This window comes from Agrobacterium sp. 22117, assembly GCF_052045735.1.
Taxonomy (GTDB): Bacteria; Pseudomonadota; Alphaproteobacteria; order Rhizobiales; family Rhizobiaceae; genus Agrobacterium; species Agrobacterium cavarae.
This window is the reverse complement of the sequence record NZ_JBQEPP010000002.1, coordinates 623,878-641,379: the sequence shown is the minus strand read 5'-3', so window position 1 is coordinate 641,379 and position 17,502 is coordinate 623,878. Positions and strand designations below refer to the sequence as shown.

Genomic DNA, 17,502 nt, shown 5'->3' with positions numbered 1-17,502 from the left:
GCCCCCGCCATTCTCATGACGGGGGCATTGTTCTGATCGGATTAGCGATCAGGAATTAGCGGCGGATGACGGGGCAGCCACGAACATTGGCGAACACGACGCGGTCGCGGCCGTAGCGATCGAAGCCGGCGACAACGACGCGGCGCGGCGAAACATCGACAACGCGAGCGCGACGAATGCCCATGCGGCTTGCTTTCTCTTCTGCAAGCCAAGGCGAGCAGCGATCACGACCACGATCCGGACGGCCCCAACCCGGACCACCGTGGCCGCCATGGCGATAGCCATCCTGAACATACATGCCGTACCGGAAACCGTCGGCAGAGGCGCTGGTGGCTGTGGCGGAAACACCGCCAAGTGCGATAAGGGCTGCCAAACCTGCTTTTACAAAGTTGCCAATCATGGGTCTTGCTCCGTTTCTAAAAACCGTGGCCTGGCATTTGCGCCGGACCGATTGAGCAGACACTAATCAAGGGCTGCTGAACATGATCAGAACCGGCCATTCACCCATCGTTCAGGCAAGAGAAACTCTCAAACGGAAAGATGCAGCACCACGTTGCGCCGGTGCGGACGATCCCGATGCTCGAAAAGATAGATGCCCTGCCACGTGCCAAGCATCATCCGGCCCGCGGACACAGGAATGCCGATCGAGACCTGCGTCAGCGCCGCCTTGATGTGTGCCGGCATATCATCCGGTCCTTCCATCGTATGGACGACCCAGCGCATCGTCGGATCGCTGGACGGCGGCACGAGGCGCGAGAAGAATGTCTTGAGATCACGCTGCACATCCGGGTCGGCATTCTCCTGAATGATCAGCGAGCAGGAGGTGTGCCGCACGAACACCGTCAAAAGCCCCTCCTCCATCCCGGCATTCCTGACGAACGCGGCAGCTTCATCGGTAAACTCGTAAAGACCCTGTCCCCTAGTGCTCAGTTCAATCGTCTTTTGTGGCATAATTATTCTTTCCTATTGCTGGAACCAAAGTAAAAGCTGGCCGTTATTGCTCACTATGGGCAAAGTCGGTGCGTACTGGACGCACACCCCACGGACGAGACGATCTATGAATTGCCTTGCAAGCGCAGAAGAACTTGGAATATGCACTTTTGACGAAATGCAAGACAACGGCTCTGGGACCTTTGCACCCTCTCCTTTAGGGAGAGAGATAACAAGGGATTTCCACTGGCCCAACTCTTCCCTTCAAAGAGCGGCCCACCTGCAGTCCAGCATAACACTGCGCTTGGAACACTGACCCATGATGCCTTTAGACGAGAAGGTCGATCTCACAAACTGCGATAGAGAACCGATTCACATTCCAGGCAGCATTCAGCCGCATGGATGTTTGATCGTGTGCGATAACGCAATGCGCACCGTCCTTCGCTATTCAGAGAACTGCGAGGCCTTTCTTGGCATTGCAGGCGACCTAACCGGGCGCCAGACCGAAGAGATCTTCGGCAATACGGCCGTGCACGATCTGCGCAATGCCTTGACGGTGACGGCAAACAGCAACCGCGCCGCCCTTCTGCCCAATGTTCGCATGGGCAATGGCAGAGCCTATGATGTTGCAATCCATCGCTATAAGTCCGTCACGATCATCGAGCTGGAAACGGCGACCGATGAGGCGCAGCCTCTTCACACGGCCCAGTTGATGATCGATCGCATTCGCGAAGCCGACAATGTCGACAGTCTGATTTCCCGTACATCCCGTCTGATCAAGGCAATGCTCGGCTATGACCGGGTGATGATCTACCGCTTCGAGCAGGATGGCGCCGGCAAGGTCATATCGGAAGCAAAGCAGCCCGCGCTCGAGAGCTTCCTCGGCCAGTACTTTCCGGCAAGCGACATTCCCCAGCAGGCGCGCGCGCTGTATCTCAAGAACACGCTGCGCATCATTTCCAACACAGAGGGTGAAACGGTCCCAGTCATCCCGCGTCTCGACGCATCCGGAGAGCATCTGGATCTTTCCTACGCCCATCTGCGCAGCGTCTCGCCCATTCACCTGGAATATCTTCGCAATATGGGTGTGTCGGCCTCCATGTCGATCTCCATCATTGTCGAGGGGGAACTGTGGGGGCTGATTGCCTGTCACCATTATTCTCCGCGGATCCTGCCCATGCCGGTGCGCATTGCGGCGGAAATGTTCGGCGAGTTTTTTTCCCTCCACCTGCAGGCACTCAAGCAGCAGAAAAAGCTGATGACCGCGCAGGACGCGCACGCAGCACTTGATCGATTCCTGCGTCTTGCCACCCACCAGACGAATATCGAAGAGCTGCTGGCGGACAACCTGCATGACTTCAAAACACTGATGCCCTGCGATGGCGTCGGTCTGTTGATGAACGACAATTGGTATAGCGTCGGCAGCACGCCGCCGGACACCGCCATTCCGCACATCGGCAGGCTTCTGCACTCCGTGGCAGAGGGCAAGGTGTGGGCAACCCATGCGCTCTTCAACCACTTGCCCGAGGCCGAGGAGTATAGCGGCGTGACGGCGGGCCTGATGGCCGTTTCGCTCTCGCAGGTGAAGAACGATTATCTCCTGTTCTTTCGCAAGGAGTTGATCCAGACGCTGAACTGGGGTGGCAATCCAGAAAAATCCTATCAGACAGGCCCTATGGGTGACCGTCTGACACCGCGCAAGAGCTTCGCCATCTGGAAGGAAACCGTTCACAAACAGGCCCAGCCCTGGACGGACGAAGACCGGCAGATTGCGGAAGCGGCGCGCGTTGCGCTGGTGGAGGTGGCATTCCGCCATAGCGAGTTGATGGCGGACGAGAGAGCGCAGGCAGAAGTACGCCAACGCATGCTGAACGAAGAGCTGAACCACCGCGTCAAGAACGTGCTGGCCATTATCAAATCCCTGGTGGGCAACCCCACCCAGGAAGGCCGCACCCTGCAGGAATATGTGACGGCGCTCAAGGGACGCATCCAGGCGCTCTCCTTCGCCCATGATCAGGTGGTGCGCGGCGAAGGTGGTGGCATGTTGAAGGATCTGCTGGAGGCAGAGCTTTCTCCTCATCGCTCGCCGGAAACCGTGATTACGCTAGATGGACCGGCCGTGGTGCTGGATTCGCGCGCCTTTTCAGTGATGGCACTCGTCCTGCATGAACTGGCCACCAATGCCGCCAAATACGGCGCGCTTGCCCATGCCGGCGGGGAGTTGTCTGTTTCTTGGCGCCTCAACGAGCGGCGTGACGTCGTGCTCGATTGGCAGGAAAAGGCCCGCACCAGAATAACGCCGCCAGCAAAAACCGGCTTCGGAACGGCACTCATCAGCCGCAGCGTTCCCTATGACCTCGGTGGCAAAAGCCGCATCGACTATCTGCCCCATGGCTTGGAAGCACAAATTCTCATCCCCGCGCGCCATGCCTCGGTCAGTGTCGTGGAGACGACCAACGACACGCAGATCGGCGGAAAAGTCGATTTCGCATCCTATTCCCCGGAGGAAAAGTTGAACGTATTTCTCGTTGAAGATCAGATGCTGATCGCCATGGACGTGGAGTACATGCTGGAACAGCATGGCATTACCGACATCGAAACCGCGACATCTTCCGCAATGGCGCTGGAAAAGCTGAAGACGGCCAAGCCGGACATAGCCATTCTCGACATCAATCTCGGCAGCGATACCTCAATCCCGGTGGCCTACGAGTTGCTGAGACGCGAAATCCCCTTCATGTTCGCCACCGGCTACGCCGACGGCATCATGGTACCGGGCGAACTGGCGCATGTGCCGATCATCCGCAAGCCCTATGACGAGGATTCCTTGCTGTCGTCTATCGGCAAGCTCATTGGCAAAAAGGTCGACGCGTAAAACGCCGAGCGGCGTCTAGAGTGCCGTGCGTCCTATTGGACGAACGAAGGACGCGCCCCACTGTTAAAATCTGCGTATCGCACTTTTCCGGAAATCGATGCCGATTTTCGGGCCGTGCTATAGGGCACTTTTAGGGTGGTATTCTCGCTTCAAGTCCCATTCACAGGGGTCGCTGACGATCTTCCGACCAGTACTCTGCACGCTATCAACCCTCTGGAAGCTTGAGGCGCTTGACGTCTTCTGGTGCAAACTGGCCACCGATGTGAAAACGGAAATCCGTTACAATGTATTTGTCGATGTCCACTTCGCACCGGTAGTCGACAGCGAACCATGTATTGTTGCCGACATTGAACGCACCCTTGGCGTTCATGAGGTTGCCAGCGATTGGATAGTCTTTGCCCGTATGCGGCTGCAATCCGATGAAACTACCCTTGTTTACTCTGATTTGAGCCATCGTCTCCGCAATACATAGTTGCGCGACGCGCTCTTGCGGAGGCAACTTCCCCATGATTTGTCTAAGCATCGGTTTCGGGCGCTTACCGCTTGCCAGTATCTTTTTTGCGGGCTTCAGCTCTGGATTACCCTCACCGGAGGCCGGGGCATCCGCTTGCGAGGGCTTGAGTTCTTTCGGATCTGGCCTTGGCACAGGCACCACAGTGGCAATCTGATCCTGAACAGGCGGGTTCTGAGAGGCCGCGATCTCACCATTTGCGGCATTGGCAGGGATTGCAGAAGCTTCGGAAGACACTGGCGTTGATGGTGAAGGTGCGACCGGAGTTGCCGGCGGCTCCTGCTTGGCAACCATCTCGTCTTTCTGCGCTTCTGGAACCGCTCCTTGACCCGGCTGTCTCTGTTCCTGCCCGCCTTGGTCCGTTTGTTCCCCTGGCTCATCACGCGCATCAAGCTGCGTCTTGTCGGGACGAATGGCAACGCTGGGAAGGCTGGCCGCGCGCTGATTATCCGGCGGCGGCGGCGGTGGTTCCGGCTTCTTCGCTTCTTCCGCCTTCTTCTCCTCTGATGGCGGTGGCGGCTCCTCCTTCGGAGGGTCCACCAGTTCCACGCTCACGCTCTCCGGCTCAACGGGCATAGAAGCCTCATAGTCGCCGTAGAAATACAGTGCCCCGATGAGCACAACATGCAGCAGCACAGACGCTGGGATGATCCAGTTTCTTGGTCGCCGCATGTTCTGTTTCAGGGGTGTTTCCATAAGCGTTGACATCTCAAGCGACCGAAAATCGGCCCCGGCGTGAAAACTTTGACCGCATGAAAGCAAAAAACCCGGCCATCGTCTGACCGGGTTTTAAATCTTGTGCGACTGCCGATCAGCTGTCGAGGAACGAGCGCAGCTTGCGCGAGCGGCTCGGGTGCTTCAGCTTGCGCAGTGCCTTCGCCTCGATCTGGCGGATACGTTCGCGCGTGACCGAGAACTGCTGGCCGACTTCTTCCAGCGTGTGGTCGGTGTTCATGCCGATACCGAAGCGCATGCGCAGCACACGCTCTTCGCGTGGCGTTAGCGATGCGAGAACGCGGGTCGTGGTTTCGCGAAGGTTCGCCTGGATGGCGGCGTCGATCGGCAGAAGCGCGTTCTTGTCCTCGATGAAGTCACCGAGATGCGAATCTTCTTCGTCACCCACGGGCGTCTCAAGCGAGATCGGCTCCTTGGCGATCTTCAGAACCTTGCGGACCTTTTCGAGCGGCATCGCCAGCTTTTCAGCCAGTTCTTCCGGTGTCGGTTCGCGACCGATTTCGTGCAGCATCTGGCGAGATGTCCGAACGATCTTGTTGATCGTTTCGATCATGTGCACCGGAATACGGATCGTGCGTGCCTGGTCGGCAATCGAGCGGGTGATCGCCTGACGAATCCACCATGTGGCGTAGGTCGAGAACTTGTAGCCGCGACGATATTCGAACTTGTCGACCGCCTTCATCAGGCCGATATTGCCTTCCTGAATGAGATCGAGGAACTGCAGGCCACGGTTCGTGTACTTCTTGGCAATCGAGATCACCAGACGAAGGTTGGCTTCCACCATTTCCTTCTTGGCGATGCGTGCCTCGCGCTCACCCTTCTGCACCATCGAAACGATGCGACGGAATTCAGCGATCGAGATACCCGTTTCCTGCGCCAGGTTTTGAATTTCCTGACGAATGTCGCGGATCGTGTTGTTCTCTTCGCGCGCGAATTCCTTCCAGCCCTTGGCTGCAAGGTTGGCGATCGACTTCATCCAGTTCGGATCGAGCTCCGCACCATGATACTGCTCGAGGAAGCTGTCGCGCTTCACGCCGTAGGATTCGGCAAGACGCAACAGGCGGCCTTCGTTCTGCATCAGGCGCTTGGAAATGTCGTAGAGCTGCTCGACAAGGCTGTCGATACGGTTCTGGTTCAGCGACAGCGACTTCACCGCCGTGATCAGCTGATCCTTCAGTTCCTTGTAGCGGCGCTCCTGGCCGGTGGACAGCGTACCCGTGCAGGCAAGACGCGCCTCGACCTGCTGATCCTGAAGCTTGCGCAGCTTCTTGTAGGTATCGGCAATCGTGTCCAGCGTTTCCATGACCTGCGGACGCAGTTCCGCTTCCATGGCGGCAAGAGACAGGTTCGACTCGTCGTCGTCCTCTTCTTCCTCTTCCGGTGGCAGGCCTTCGCCGCCGACATTGGTCACGTCGTCATCGCCACCCGGGTTACGGGCGCGGCGGGTCTTTTCCTTTTCTTCGGCAGCCTTGCGGTCGGCCTCGATCTTTTCGGGGCTCTGGAACTGCGGTGCAGCCTTGGCTTCGGGACCGGAATAGGTGGTTTCGAGATCGATGATCTCGCGCAGCAGCGTCGTGCCTTCGTTGAGTTCGTCGCGCCAGATGATCAGCGCCTGGAAGGTCAGCGGGCTTTCGCAGAGGCCCGAGATCATCGTCTCGCGGCCGGCCTCGATGCGCTTGGCGATCGCAATTTCGCCTTCGCGCGACAGAAGCTCCACCGAGCCCATTTCGCGCAGATACATGCGCACCGGGTCGTCGGTGCGGTCGGTCGGCTCTTTCTTCTTGGCGGCCGCAAGTGCCGTGCCGCTCGAAGGCGCAAGTTCGCCACCTTCGGACTCGTCACTGTCGGAATCGTCGCTGTCAGCCTCGGGGGAAGCTTCCTCGGCGTCTTCGTCCTCGACCACGTTGATGCCCATTTCGCTGAGCATCGCCATGATGTCTTCGATGCGATCGGGATCGACCTGATCGGATGGCAGAACTTCGTTGAGTTCATCCATGGTGACATAGCCGCGCTTTTTGGCGGCCTTGATCATTTTCTTGACCGCGTCATCCGAAAGATCGAGAAGCGGCCCATCCGTCGCGCCATCGCGTTCGTTTTCAGCTTCTTCGTTTTCTTTGACTTTGGTTGCCATCTATCTCGTCGCTTTCCCTGACGCTCACATCCGCCTTGGGCCAACGCCGTCCACCTTGGAAAGGTTTCCGGCGACAGCCCCGAATCACGTCAAACACCTAACGGAATGATCTTTAACTGCCGATTAAACGCGGCACTTACCGGAGGAACCTTAAGACAGTGCATTCGGAAATACATGCTCATGCAGTTTCGATCCGCCAAGGTCCATTCCACCTTACTTTTCCTGAAATGGTGATTCCCGCTATTTCCCGTTACGTCAAGCCTTTCCGGCCAGACCTAGGGTTAAAAACCGAAAAAGCCGTCATAGCGGCAACATTTTGCGGGCCTTCACCAACTTATCCCCTATTTAGGGCAATAATTACAAAAGGCAAGCCTGAGCGCGTCGAAACAACGAATGCACGCTGCAGGAATGCGTCACGCGATTTTGCGGTAAGGACGGGCAACAACCCAAGACGCTAGCGCCTGAGCGACCGATCTCCACCATCGAAACACGCTTCACCCATGCCCGTAAGCGGGACCCTTCACCCTGCCCGACATCACACCGAAGCCGTCGATGATCGCCTCCTGGTTTTCCATCCGGCCGATTTCAAGCTGTACCTCGGAAAGAGCCCGCATCAGCAAAGTGACGCGTTCGCTATCTCCGGCCTCGATGGCCTCGGCAATTTCCCGTTCGAGATCGACCATCTGCCAGCGCAGAGCCTTGGTACGCTTGTGCAGCGATAGCGCCTGAATGTAACACTCGCGCGCATCCTCCGGTGCTGCCTGCTCAGTCGCGGTCCAAAGCCGTGCATTGCGCACCTGCTGGTTCATCGCCTTCACCATCGCGTCGAAACCATGTGCCTCCAACCGCTCCATCAGGCCAGTACGAGACAGCTCCGCCGCATTCTCCGCCGCATAGGTCAGCACCTGCGACCACAGCCGCTGAAGATCGCGGTTCTCGTAGTCGATGGCGGCGATCTCGTCATATTCCTCCAGCAGCAGCTGCGGATGATTGACGATGGTCAGTGCCAAAACGCTCTCGCGAAGCGCCGGCGCCGTCAGATAGCCTTTGACCAGACCGGATTGGCTCAGCCGATCCGAAATCCGCCCGCCACCGCCTGGAGAGGCTGCACCCTGCCCTCGTTGTCCATTCCTGCCATTGGGCTGCGCACCGCGACCAAAGTTGCGGTTCGGCATGTTGTTGCCGCCGCGCTGAAACTGCGGCTGGAAGAACGCATTCAGCCGGTCGCGCATATCCTGCTGGTAGAAGCGGCGCACGCTTTCGTCACCAATCACCGACACGATCTGGCGGAGCCGGTTTTCCAGCTCGGCGCGTTTTTCCGGCGTATCGAAAGCGGTCGAGCTCGTCTCACGGCTCCAGATCATCGCAGCCAGCGGCTTTGCCTCGGAGAGCACGCGGTCGAAAGGCGCCCTGCCCTCGTGGCGCACGAGATCGTCCGGGTCCTTGCCGTCGGGAAGCAGCGCGAAGCTGACCGAGCGTCCGGGCTTGATATAAGGTAGCGCCAGATCCGCCGCACGGTTGGCGGCGCGAATACCGGCGCCGTCACCATCGAAGCAGAGTACCGGCTGCGACGCCATCTTCCATAAAAGCTCAAGCTGGTTTTCGGTCAGCGCCGTACCAAGTGGCGCCACGACATTTTCGACGCCCGCCTGATAAAGCGCGATCACATCCATATAGCCTTCCACCGCAATCACCGTGCCGGCGGATTGCGTGGCGCGGCGCGCACGGGCGAAATTGTAAAGGACGCTGCCCTTGTGGAAGAGTTCGGTTTCGTTCGAATTCAGATATTTCGCCAGCGCATCTGCCGCCATGGCACGACCGCCAAAGGCGATGACCTTTTCGCGCGACGACAGGATCGGAAACATGATGCGGTCGCGAAAACGGTCATAGGAGACCGGCACGTTCTCATGCACGACAAGGCCACAGGCCTCCATCTGCTCCTTGGAGATCCCCTTGGCCGCAAGATGCTCTTTCAGCGCATTGCGGCTTTCCGGCGCATAGCCCAGGCGGAAGGTCTCAATGGTGCGTCCGGTCAAGCCACGATCGCGCAGATAGGCACGCGCTCTCGCCCCTGCCGACGTCTGCAACTGATCCTGGAAAAACAGAGTCGCCATTTCCATGACGCCCTCAAGCGAGGTCCGCTCGCGCTCGCGCCGCTCAGCCTGCACACTCGGCTGTGGCAGGGCAACACCCGCCATGTCAGCAATCTGCTGCACAGCTTCTGAAAAGGTCAGACCGTCGAGGTCTGTCAGAAACCGAAAATGATTACCGGAAGCCCCGCAACCGAAACAATGGTAACGCCCCTTGCGATCCTCGCAGTGGAAGCTCGGGCTCTTTTCGCCATGGAAGGGGCAGCAGGCCCAATAGTCGCCCTTCGAAGCGTTGCTCTTCTTCCTGTCCCACGTCACGCGTTTGCCGATGACATCGGAGATGTTCACCCGGTCGCATATGTCTTCGAGGAAGGAGTCTGAAAAGCGCATTGTACCTGAAATCTCTGCCGGCCATCCGGCGATCTTCTATATAAGCCTGTCGGCTGCCAAATACCAAGCCTGACGCGTCCTCGTACACGTTATTCACAGTGTCCGTCATTGAACGCAAAGCAGGGGCTCTATCGAAACTTCGGGCGAAATTGCGGCAGAAACCAACCGCCCAAATTACCTATTTGTAATTTGAAGAGGAGCGGCACGCGTGGCAATCTCTATTCATCGACATGAGGTCGAGAGTGATGAGTACCATCGGAAGGCCCGGGCGAAATCCCCCCACCGCTCGCCCGATAAGAGGTCGCCAGTCCGCAGGCGCACCTTCCGATAAAAGAAAGGCAGGGCTCCCACATAGGCCCTGCCTTTCTTATTTTCATCGTCTTACAACGGTGGCTGGATTTACTTCAGCAAATCCTTGATCTGTCCCGATGCCTTGCCAAAATCGATACGGCCCGGATAGCGCTCCTTCAGAACAGCCATTACCTTGCCCATGTCCCGCAGGCCCGATGCGCCAGTTTCGGCAATCACACCTTCGATGATTCCACGAACCTCCGCTTCTGGAATTTCTTCCGGCATGAAGGACTTGATGATGGCGATTTCGTCACGCTCCTGCTTGGCAAGCTCTTCGCGTCCTGCCTTCTCATAGATGGAAGAGGATTCTTCGCGCTGCTTGATCATCTTGGCGAGAATCTGCAGGATTTCCTCATCCGAAACAGGCTCCTTGCCGACGCCGCGATTGGCGATATCGCGATCCTTGATCGCCGTCTGCACCAGACGGATCGTCGACAGGCGAAGGGCATCCTTGGCCTTCATGGCTTCTTTCAGGGCGCTTGCGAATGTATCGCGGATCATCTCAGTTTCTCCTTGGAAAGCCGGGCGTGAAGATATTTCCAGCCCAAAACTTTCCTTAACAATTGTGCGGGTGACATAAACGAGCAGGCGTCAATCGGCAAACCCTTTGCTCAAGTCTTTGAAGACGCTTGCTTTTAATTCCTGCGAATTCGCCGGCCCCGCGGTTGACCGCACGGACCGCTTCCGTTATTTTCCGGCACCTGCACGAGAATTTAACGAAGGTTACGACGCGAAGGCTTTCGCGCGTCCTTGCTCCGCGAGAAAACATGACCGCTTTCGTCCTGCCTTTCAAGAGGCGGGCCGGACCGGCAGAAACGGAAAACGAGATGACCGAGACAGCTCCCTGGACAACACGCAAACCGACCGCCATGCTCGTTCTTGCAGATGGCACCGTGATCGAGGGAACCGGCATCGGCGCGACAGGCAAGGTTCAGGCGGAAGTCTGCTTCAATACCGCGCTGACGGGTTACGAAGAAATCCTGACCGACCCGTCCTATCTCGGCCAGATCGTCACCTTCACCTTCCCGCATATCGGCAATATCGGCACCAATGACGAAGATATCGAAGACCTGACGCCGGCAGCACGCCACGGCGCGGTTGGCGTCATATTCAAGGCGGACATCACCGACCCGTCCAACTACCGCGCCGTCAAGCATCTCGACGACTGGCTGAAGAGCCGCGGCATCATCGGGCTGTGCGGCATCGACACCCGCGCGCTCACCGCCTGGATCCGCGAAAACGGGGCTCCGAACGCAGTAATCGCCCATGACCCGAACGGCGTTTTCGACATCGAAGCGCTGAAGGTTGAAGCCAAGGCCTGGAGCGGCCTCGTCGGTCTCGATCTCGCCATTGAAGCCACCTCCGGTCAGTCCTCCGTTTGGAGCGAAACGCCGTGGGTTTGGGGCGAAGGTTACGGCACGCTCGGTGAGCAGGATGCCAAGTACCATGTCGTCTGCGTCGACTTCGGCGTGAAGCGCAACATCCTGCGTCTCTTCGCCGGTCTGGATTGCAAGGTCACCGTCGTTCCGGCCCAGACCTCTGCCGAAGACATCATGGCGCTGAAGCCGGACGGCGTCTTCCTTTCCAACGGCCCGGGAGACCCTGCTGCAACGGGCACCTATGCCGTGCCGGTCATCCAGAACCTGATCAAGACCGATCTGCCGATCTTCGGCATCTGCCTCGGCCACCAGATGCTCGGCCTTGCCGTTGGCGCGAAGACCGAGAAGATGCACCAGGGCCACCATGGCGCAAACCACCCGGTCAAGGACTTTACCACCGGCAAGGTGGAAATCGTGTCCATGAACCACGGCTTTGCGGTGGATGCGAAGTCTCTGCCGGAAGGCGTTGAAGAGACTCACACGTCACTGTTCGACGGCACCAATTGCGGCCTGCGCATCACTGGCAAGCCGGTCTTCTCGGTGCAGCACCACCCGGAAGCATCGCCCGGCCCGCAGGACAGCCACTACCTCTTCCGCCGCTTCGTCAACCTGCTGCGTGAGAAGAAGGGCGAACCGGCCCTCGCAGAGCGCTGATAAGACTCGGCTTTACTCCAGATAATGCTCGGCCCGCCTCAAAGCGGGCCGTTTTCGTTTCAAGCTTTACCTGCCGCTTTCATTTCCCGCTTCACCAGCAGATAGAAGCGCGTGGTGAGCATGATCGCCGCAGCACTCAGCCCCACAACAAAGCCGGACCAGACGCCCACGCCCCCGAAGCCGAGTGGAAAGGCCATGGTCCAGGCAAGGCCAAAGCCGATCGGCCAATAGGAAATCAGAGCCAGAAAAGCTGGCACGCGTGCATCCTTCAACCCGCGCAACAGGCCCGCGGCCACGGCCTGGATACCGTCCACAAGCTGGAATAGACCTGCCATGATGATCAGCGTCGACGCATAAGCCAGCACCTGTGGGGCTTCCGGCAGCCGCTCATCGAGAAACAGGCTGCCTAGCCTTCCAGGCACTGCCGCGAACAGTATCCCGCCACAAATCGCAATGACGCAGGCAACCGCATAGACGGTGATGGCGGCGCGGATCAGATTGGGATAATCGCCTCTGCCATGGGCAACGCCAACACGCACCGTTGCGGCCTGCGACAGCCCAAGCGGGATCATGAAGGCAAGCGATGCCAATTGCAGCGCAATACCATGGGCCGCAAGTTCGATCGTGCCGATCTGGCCGATCAGAATGGAAGCGGCCGAAAACAGCGTGACTTCCGCCAGAATGGTGATGCTGATGGGAAGACCGAGACGCAAGACTTCGCCAAGCGCCTTCCAGTCCGGCTTCCAGAAGCGCACGAAGAGCTCGTACTGGCGTGTTTCCTCCTGGGTCTGAATATAGACGACGATGAACACGAGGCTGAAAAGATTGACGATGACGGCCACGACGGCAGCACCATTCATGCCCATGGCGGGCAAGCCGAAATGGCCGAGAACGAGGCCATAGGCCAGAACGCCGTTGATCAGCAGCATGGCGATCGTCGCATAGAGAACAATGCTCGCACGCCCGATAGCGCTGACCAGACCGCGCATCACATAGAAAAGCAGGCCCGGAAGCATACCGAACTTGGAAATGGCAAGATAATCGCCGGTCAGCTTCGCCACATTCGGATTTTGCCCAAGCGCCACCAGAATGCGCTCCGCATTGTGAAAAATGCCAAGCGCCAGCAGCCAATAGACAATCGCAACCCACATGCCCATCCGAAGCGCGCGCCGGGCTGATGTCGCATCCCCCTGCCCGTAGGCATTGGCAACCATGGGGACGACCGCGACCGAAAAGCCGGAGCCGAAGATGAAAACGACGAAGAAGAACTGACCGGCCAGCACCATGGCAGCAAGCTTTTCCGCACCAAGCTGACCGACGATGATCATGTCGGTCGTATGGATGCCAAGCTGCGCGAGTTGCGCTCCGATGAGTGGAATACCCAATGCAAGCGTAGCGCGCAAATGCGCGGCCCATGAACTGCCGCCTTGCGACGCGTTCCCGACAGCTACCGACGAAGACATGATCTCACCTCAAACTGAAACCGCTTCCAGAGTATGCTGGAAGCGGTCGATGCTATGCATAAAAGACTTGGCAGAACTGCGCAACAAAAAGGCGCGCTGCCTCAAAATCAAGCTTTCCGTTGCCGTTACGGAAGATCAAGTCGATCGATCCGCGAAGCACTATGGAAAACATCAGCTTAAGCTTATGTTTACAGTTTTCACTCTAACGCTTCTTAACTGACGAAAATCAATTCTCGGGTGCATGACGCGCGCCGCAATTGCCAGTGGCATGTTTCCAGTCAATCCGGCTTCATGCCGGGCCATCCGAGGACCATCTCTTGTCCACGAAATCGAACTTGATGACGCGGATCGTCATTTCCGCATCCTGCCTTGTCGTCGCTGCCTTTGCCGGCTTCTCCCTCTATATCGACAGCCTCCAACGCGGCGCCGCCAACAGCTTTGTCTCCGACAAGGTGAGCTCTACCGGTGAAGAAGCAGCCCTCAGCATTGCCAACTGGCTGAACGGTCGCGTCATCATGACCGAGATGGTTGCTTCGGCGCTAAGCAAGGGCGCCGACCAGGTCACGCTTGACAAGGCGCTCGAGAACGACGTTCTGGTGCGCGAATTCAAGTCCACCTATTTCGGCGATGAGGCCGGTGTGTTCACCACTTGGCCAAACGAGAAGATGCCGGAAGGCTACGATCCACGCAAACGCCCCTGGTACCAGGCGGCTGTTGCGGTCAACGCGCCGATCCTGACCGAGCCCTATATCGATTCCTCCACCAGCGAACTGGTCGTCAGCGCCGCCATTCCGGTGAAGCGCAACGGCAAGCTCGCAGGCGTCGCCGCAAGCGACTTCACGCTGACGAGCCTTGTCGAGATGATCAAGAAGATCAATGCCGGCCCGGATGGCTACGCCTTCCTCGTCAATAATGACGGAACGATCCTGATCCACCCGGATGCGGGCGTGATTTCCAAGACGCTTGCAGATCTCTTCCCGACAGACACGCCGAAGATCAGCACGGCGCTCAGCCAGACGCAGTTGAACGGTGCCGATAAGATCATCGGCTTCATTCCGGTGCCGGGTCTGCCCTCGGTCAGCTGGCACCTGGGCTTCGTCGTCGACAGCAAGGCCGCTTTCGCCTCCGTTTCGACCTTCCGCGTTGCCGCGATCATCGCCACGGCTCTCGCGGTTGCCGGCATGATCGGCTGCCTGGTTCTGCTTTTGAGCCGCGTGGTCATCACGCCGGTGACGCGCATGACCTTCGCCATGGAGCAGCTTGCCGCCGGCAACCTCAACGTCGCCATCCCCGGCCAGGAGCGCACCGACCAGATCGGCTCGATGGCCAGCGCCGTTGCCGTCTTCCGCACCAATGCGCTGGAGCGCCAGCGTCTGGAGGGCGATGCCGAGCGCAACCGCACCATGACGGAACAGGAGCGGGCTGAACGCGAGCGCCAATCCGCCAAGGACAGCTCCGATATCCAGTTCGCCGTCGATGCGCTGGCCGAAGGCCTGACCCATCTCTCCAATGGCAACCTCAACCACCGCATCAACACGCCCTTCGTCGCGCGCGTCGATCGCCTGCGGTCCGACTTCAACGCCTCCATCGCCAAGCTCAATGCGGCCCTCGTCAATGTCGGCCACAATGCCAACGCCATCGATGCCGGTGCGAGCGAAATCCGTCACTCGGCGGACGATCTCTCCAAGCGCACCGAGCAGCAGGCAGCCTCCGTCGAAGAGACCGCCGCAGCGCTTGAGGAAATCACCACCACCGTCAAGGATTCGGCCAAGCGCGCCGAAGAGGTCGGTCGCCTGGTGGAGCGTGCGCGCCAGAACGCAGAACAATCCGGTGTCGTCGTTGGCGATGCAGTGAAGGCCATGGAAGGCATCGAGCACTCCTCCAACGAAATCTCCAAGATCATCGGCGTCATCGACGAGATTGCGTTCCAGACCAACCTGCTGGCCCTCAATGCGGGCGTGGAAGCAGCCCGCGCCGGCGAAGCAGGCAAGGGCTTTGCTGTCGTTGCACAGGAAGTGCGCGAGCTCGCGCAACGCTCTGCCAATGCCGCCAAGGAAATCAAGACCTTGATCAGCACGTCTACCACGCAGGTTGAATCCGGCGTGACGCTGGTCGGCAATGCCGGCAAGGCGCTGGAAACCATCGTTGCGGAAGTACAGGAGATCAACAAGCACATCGACGCCATCGTGCTTGCTACCCGCGAACAGTCGACCGGTCTGCAGGAGATCAACACCGCAATCAACACGATCGACCAGGGAACGCAGCAGAATGCCGCGATGGTGGAAGAACAGACGGCCGCGAGCCACGGCCTCGCGACAGAAGCCGCGGCCCTGAAAACACTGCTCGCGCAGTTCAAGCTCTCGCAGAACGAAAGCCGACATAGAGGCTACGGCCAGGCTGCCTGATCGTCAGCCTAGACCACACAAACGCGGCCCGAGAACCGCGAGCGGTTTTCGGGCCTTTTTCTTTTACCCCAGAGGCCAGAGGGTCTGCCTGCCCTTGCCTCCCCCTCAGGCGCGAGCCATCTTCTCCACATCACGATTCGGGAGGGACAACGGATGTGGGAGATTTTCTGGCGCGGCACGGCGATGGGCATTGGCGGTACGCTCTTCATGGATATCTGGGCGATCATCCTCCACCGCGCTTTCGGCCAATCGCCCGCCAATTGGGGTCCCGTCGGCCGTTGGTTCTGGCACCTGCCCAAGGGCAAAGTCTTCCACGACAGTATTGCAAAGGCCGAACCGCACGCCAATGAGGTCGCGATCGGCTGGATCGCCCACTATGCGGTCGGCATTCTCTACGGCATTATCCTTGCGTTGATCGCGCCACCGGGCTGGTTTACGGCCCCGACCTTCCTGCTACCCTTCATCGTCGGCATCGTTACCGTGGGTGCGGGCTGGTTCCTGCTCCAACCCGGCCTCGGCATCGGCTGGGCTGCCTCCAAGACACCGAACCCCAACAAGGTGCGCGCGCTCAACCTCGTTGCTCATACGATCTTCGCGCTTGGCATGTTTGTCACTGCGCTGCTGATTGCCTAACTCTCACCTTGCAGAAGCGGCTTCAACAGCGGGTTGGGGAAACGGCGCTTGATCGTCACAGCGTAGAAGGATTCGACCATGCCCGGCAGCGCATCGAACTCCACCAGCGTACCGGCCTCCAGTTCTCCTTTGACGACGATGGGTGGCAGAACCGCAAGCCCTGCCCCCTCGCGTGCCAGAAGACGCATCATCGCCATGTCATCGACTTCGGCTGAGATCTGAGGACTGAGGCCAAGCCGCGCGGTCAGAGCCTCGAACTGGGTACGCACGCTGCTTTCGAGCGTCGGCAGGATCACCGGATGTTCGGCCAAAAGATCAGCGAGCGTCGCTCCCGGCTTGCCGAAGGACGGCCTGCCGACAAGGCTGACCCGCTGCTGATAGATATGTTGGGCGATGAAGGGTGTGACGGAATCGGCCATCGGCGGCTGGTTCAGGAGAACGATATCGAGGTTCAGCGTTTCCAGCGCGCCCAAAAGCTCGCTCGTACTACCCGAGCGCAGAATCATGTCGACATCCGAACGTCCGAGGATCGGGCGCAGAAACTCGATCTGGAAGTTGCGTGACAGCGTGGCGAGTGCGCCAATGCGGATGGCGCGGCGGCTGCGTCCCGTCTCCTTCAAAGTCTCGATCAGCTCCTCACCAGCAGCAAAGATCGTGTCGGCGCGGTCAAGCGCAATGCGACCAGCTTCCGTCAGGTAAAGCTGCCGCCCTCGCCGCTCGAAGAGCGCGTGACCGAGCCGCTCCTCCAACTGCTTGATCTGAATGGACAATGCCGACTGCGACAGGTTCAGCCGCTCTGCCGTGCGCGTCAGATTGCCGTCATGAGCAACAGCGCGAAAATAGCGAAGATGATGATAATTCAGATCGGACATCGTTCTATTTTATAGAACGTTTTGAGAGAAACAATGAATTTTTATAGGGCTTTGGTTCCTGATAATCCGTCTGTCACACGCCGCTG

Annotated in this window: 12 protein-coding genes; 4 read left to right on the top strand and 8 right to left on the bottom strand. The window is 58.7% G+C overall.

Features of this window, described 5'->3' with window-relative positions:
* Positions 1-55: 55 nt before the first annotated feature.
* Together ACTJKV_RS07470 and ACTJKV_RS07465 are read right to left on the bottom strand one after the other, a co-directional pair.
* Positions 56-400, bottom strand: coding sequence for a hypothetical protein (locus ACTJKV_RS07470; RefSeq protein ID WP_062426460.1), 345 nt, complete (start codon positions 398-400; stop codon positions 56-58).
* A gap of 128 nt (positions 401-528) precedes the next feature.
* Positions 529-951 (bottom strand): secondary thiamine-phosphate synthase enzyme YjbQ, encoded by a 423-nt coding sequence (locus ACTJKV_RS07465; RefSeq protein WP_274102116.1) that lies wholly within the window; start codon positions 949-951, stop codon positions 529-531.
* 298 nt (positions 952-1,249) lie between these two features.
* Between ACTJKV_RS07465 and ACTJKV_RS07460 the strand changes: the two genes are divergently transcribed.
* Positions 1,250-3,802 carry an HWE histidine kinase domain-containing protein gene (locus ACTJKV_RS07460; RefSeq protein WP_274102115.1) on the top strand — a complete coding sequence of 851 codons (2,553 nt, stop codon included), beginning with the start codon at positions 1,250-1,252 and terminating at the stop codon, positions 3,800-3,802.
* 205 nt (positions 3,803-4,007) lie between these two features.
* Here the strand turns inward: ACTJKV_RS07460 and ACTJKV_RS07455 are convergent, their stop codons facing one another.
* From ACTJKV_RS07455 to ACTJKV_RS07440, 4 genes are all read right to left on the bottom strand, one after another.
* Complete coding sequence (locus ACTJKV_RS07455; RefSeq protein WP_440598579.1) at positions 4,008-5,009, bottom strand: DUF930 domain-containing protein; 1,002 nt, start codon at positions 5,007-5,009, stop codon at positions 4,008-4,010.
* A 115-nt stretch (positions 5,010-5,124) separates the two neighbouring features.
* Entirely contained in the window at positions 5,125-7,179 is a 2,055-nt protein-coding gene (rpoD, locus tag ACTJKV_RS07450) for an RNA polymerase sigma factor RpoD (protein WP_111846872.1), read from the bottom strand.
* Positions 7,180-7,673: 494 nt separating this feature from the next.
* Positions 7,674-9,659, bottom strand: coding sequence for a DNA primase (gene dnaG, locus ACTJKV_RS07445; protein ID WP_274102113.1), 1,986 nt, complete (start codon positions 9,657-9,659; stop codon positions 7,674-7,676).
* A gap of 399 nt (positions 9,660-10,058) precedes the next feature.
* Positions 10,059-10,511, bottom strand: coding sequence for a GatB/YqeY domain-containing protein (locus ACTJKV_RS07440; RefSeq protein WP_062440409.1), 453 nt, complete (start codon positions 10,509-10,511; stop codon positions 10,059-10,061).
* 326 nt (positions 10,512-10,837) lie between these two features.
* Here ACTJKV_RS07440 and carA point away from each other — a divergent pair, with 326 nt between their 5' ends.
* Positions 10,838-12,043, top strand: a complete 1,206-nt coding sequence (gene carA / locus ACTJKV_RS07435) for a glutamine-hydrolyzing carbamoyl-phosphate synthase small subunit (RefSeq protein WP_113327966.1) — start codon at positions 10,838-10,840, stop codon at positions 12,041-12,043.
* Positions 12,044-12,102: 59 nt separating this feature from the next.
* On the opposite strand, the gene ACTJKV_RS07430 is transcribed toward carA, so the two are convergent.
* Positions 12,103-13,506 (bottom strand): MATE family efflux transporter, encoded by a 1,404-nt coding sequence (locus ACTJKV_RS07430; RefSeq protein ID WP_440598578.1) that lies wholly within the window; start codon positions 13,504-13,506, stop codon positions 12,103-12,105.
* A gap of 317 nt (positions 13,507-13,823) precedes the next feature.
* Here ACTJKV_RS07430 and mcpU point away from each other — a divergent pair, with 317 nt between their 5' ends.
* On the top strand, positions 13,824-15,911 hold the full coding sequence (gene mcpU, locus ACTJKV_RS07425) for a methyl-accepting chemotaxis protein McpU (protein ID WP_440598577.1): 2,088 nt from the start codon (positions 13,824-13,826) through the stop codon (positions 15,909-15,911).
* A gap of 153 nt (positions 15,912-16,064) precedes the next feature.
* On the top strand, positions 16,065-16,544 hold the full coding sequence (locus tag ACTJKV_RS07420; RefSeq protein WP_440598576.1) for a DUF2938 domain-containing protein: 480 nt from the start codon (positions 16,065-16,067) through the stop codon (positions 16,542-16,544).
* Here the strand turns inward: ACTJKV_RS07420 and ACTJKV_RS07415 are convergent.
* A complete protein-coding gene (locus ACTJKV_RS07415) occupies positions 16,541-17,416 on the bottom strand; it encodes a LysR family transcriptional regulator (RefSeq protein ID WP_440598575.1) in 876 nt (291 codons plus the stop codon). The two genes, ACTJKV_RS07420 and ACTJKV_RS07415, sit on opposite strands and share 4 nt — an antisense overlap.
* Positions 17,417-17,502 lie beyond the last annotated feature (86 nt).

What these genes read in the sequence shown, in the direction of transcription:
- ACTJKV_RS07470 (WP_062426460.1), bottom strand. Translation starts at nt 400, where the DNA reads ATGATTGGCAACTTTGTAAAAGCAGGTTTGGCAGCCCTTATCGCACTT.
- ACTJKV_RS07465 (WP_274102116.1), bottom strand. Translation starts at nt 951, where the DNA reads ATGCCACAAAAGACGATTGAACTGAGCACTAGGGGACAGGGTCTTTAC.
- ACTJKV_RS07460 (WP_274102115.1), top strand. Translation starts at nt 1,250, where the DNA reads ATGATGCCTTTAGACGAGAAGGTCGATCTCACAAACTGCGATAGAGAA.
- ACTJKV_RS07455 (WP_440598579.1), bottom strand. Translation starts at nt 5,009, where the DNA reads ATGGAAACACCCCTGAAACAGAACATGCGGCGACCAAGAAACTGGATC.
- rpoD (WP_111846872.1), bottom strand. Translation starts at nt 7,179, where the DNA reads ATGGCAACCAAAGTCAAAGAAAACGAAGAAGCTGAAAACGAACGCGAT.
- dnaG (WP_274102113.1), bottom strand. Translation starts at nt 9,659, where the DNA reads ATGCGCTTTTCAGACTCCTTCCTCGAAGACATATGCGACCGGGTGAAC.
- ACTJKV_RS07440 (WP_062440409.1), bottom strand. Translation starts at nt 10,511, where the DNA reads ATGATCCGCGATACATTCGCAAGCGCCCTGAAAGAAGCCATGAAGGCC.
- carA (WP_113327966.1), top strand. Translation starts at nt 10,838, where the DNA reads ATGACCGAGACAGCTCCCTGGACAACACGCAAACCGACCGCCATGCTC.
- ACTJKV_RS07430 (WP_440598578.1), bottom strand. Translation starts at nt 13,506, where the DNA reads ATGTCTTCGTCGGTAGCTGTCGGGAACGCGTCGCAAGGCGGCAGTTCA.
- ACTJKV_RS07420 (WP_440598576.1), top strand. Translation starts at nt 16,065, where the DNA reads ATGTGGGAGATTTTCTGGCGCGGCACGGCGATGGGCATTGGCGGTACG.
- ACTJKV_RS07415 (WP_440598575.1), bottom strand. Translation starts at nt 17,416, where the DNA reads ATGTCCGATCTGAATTATCATCATCTTCGCTATTTTCGCGCTGTTGCT.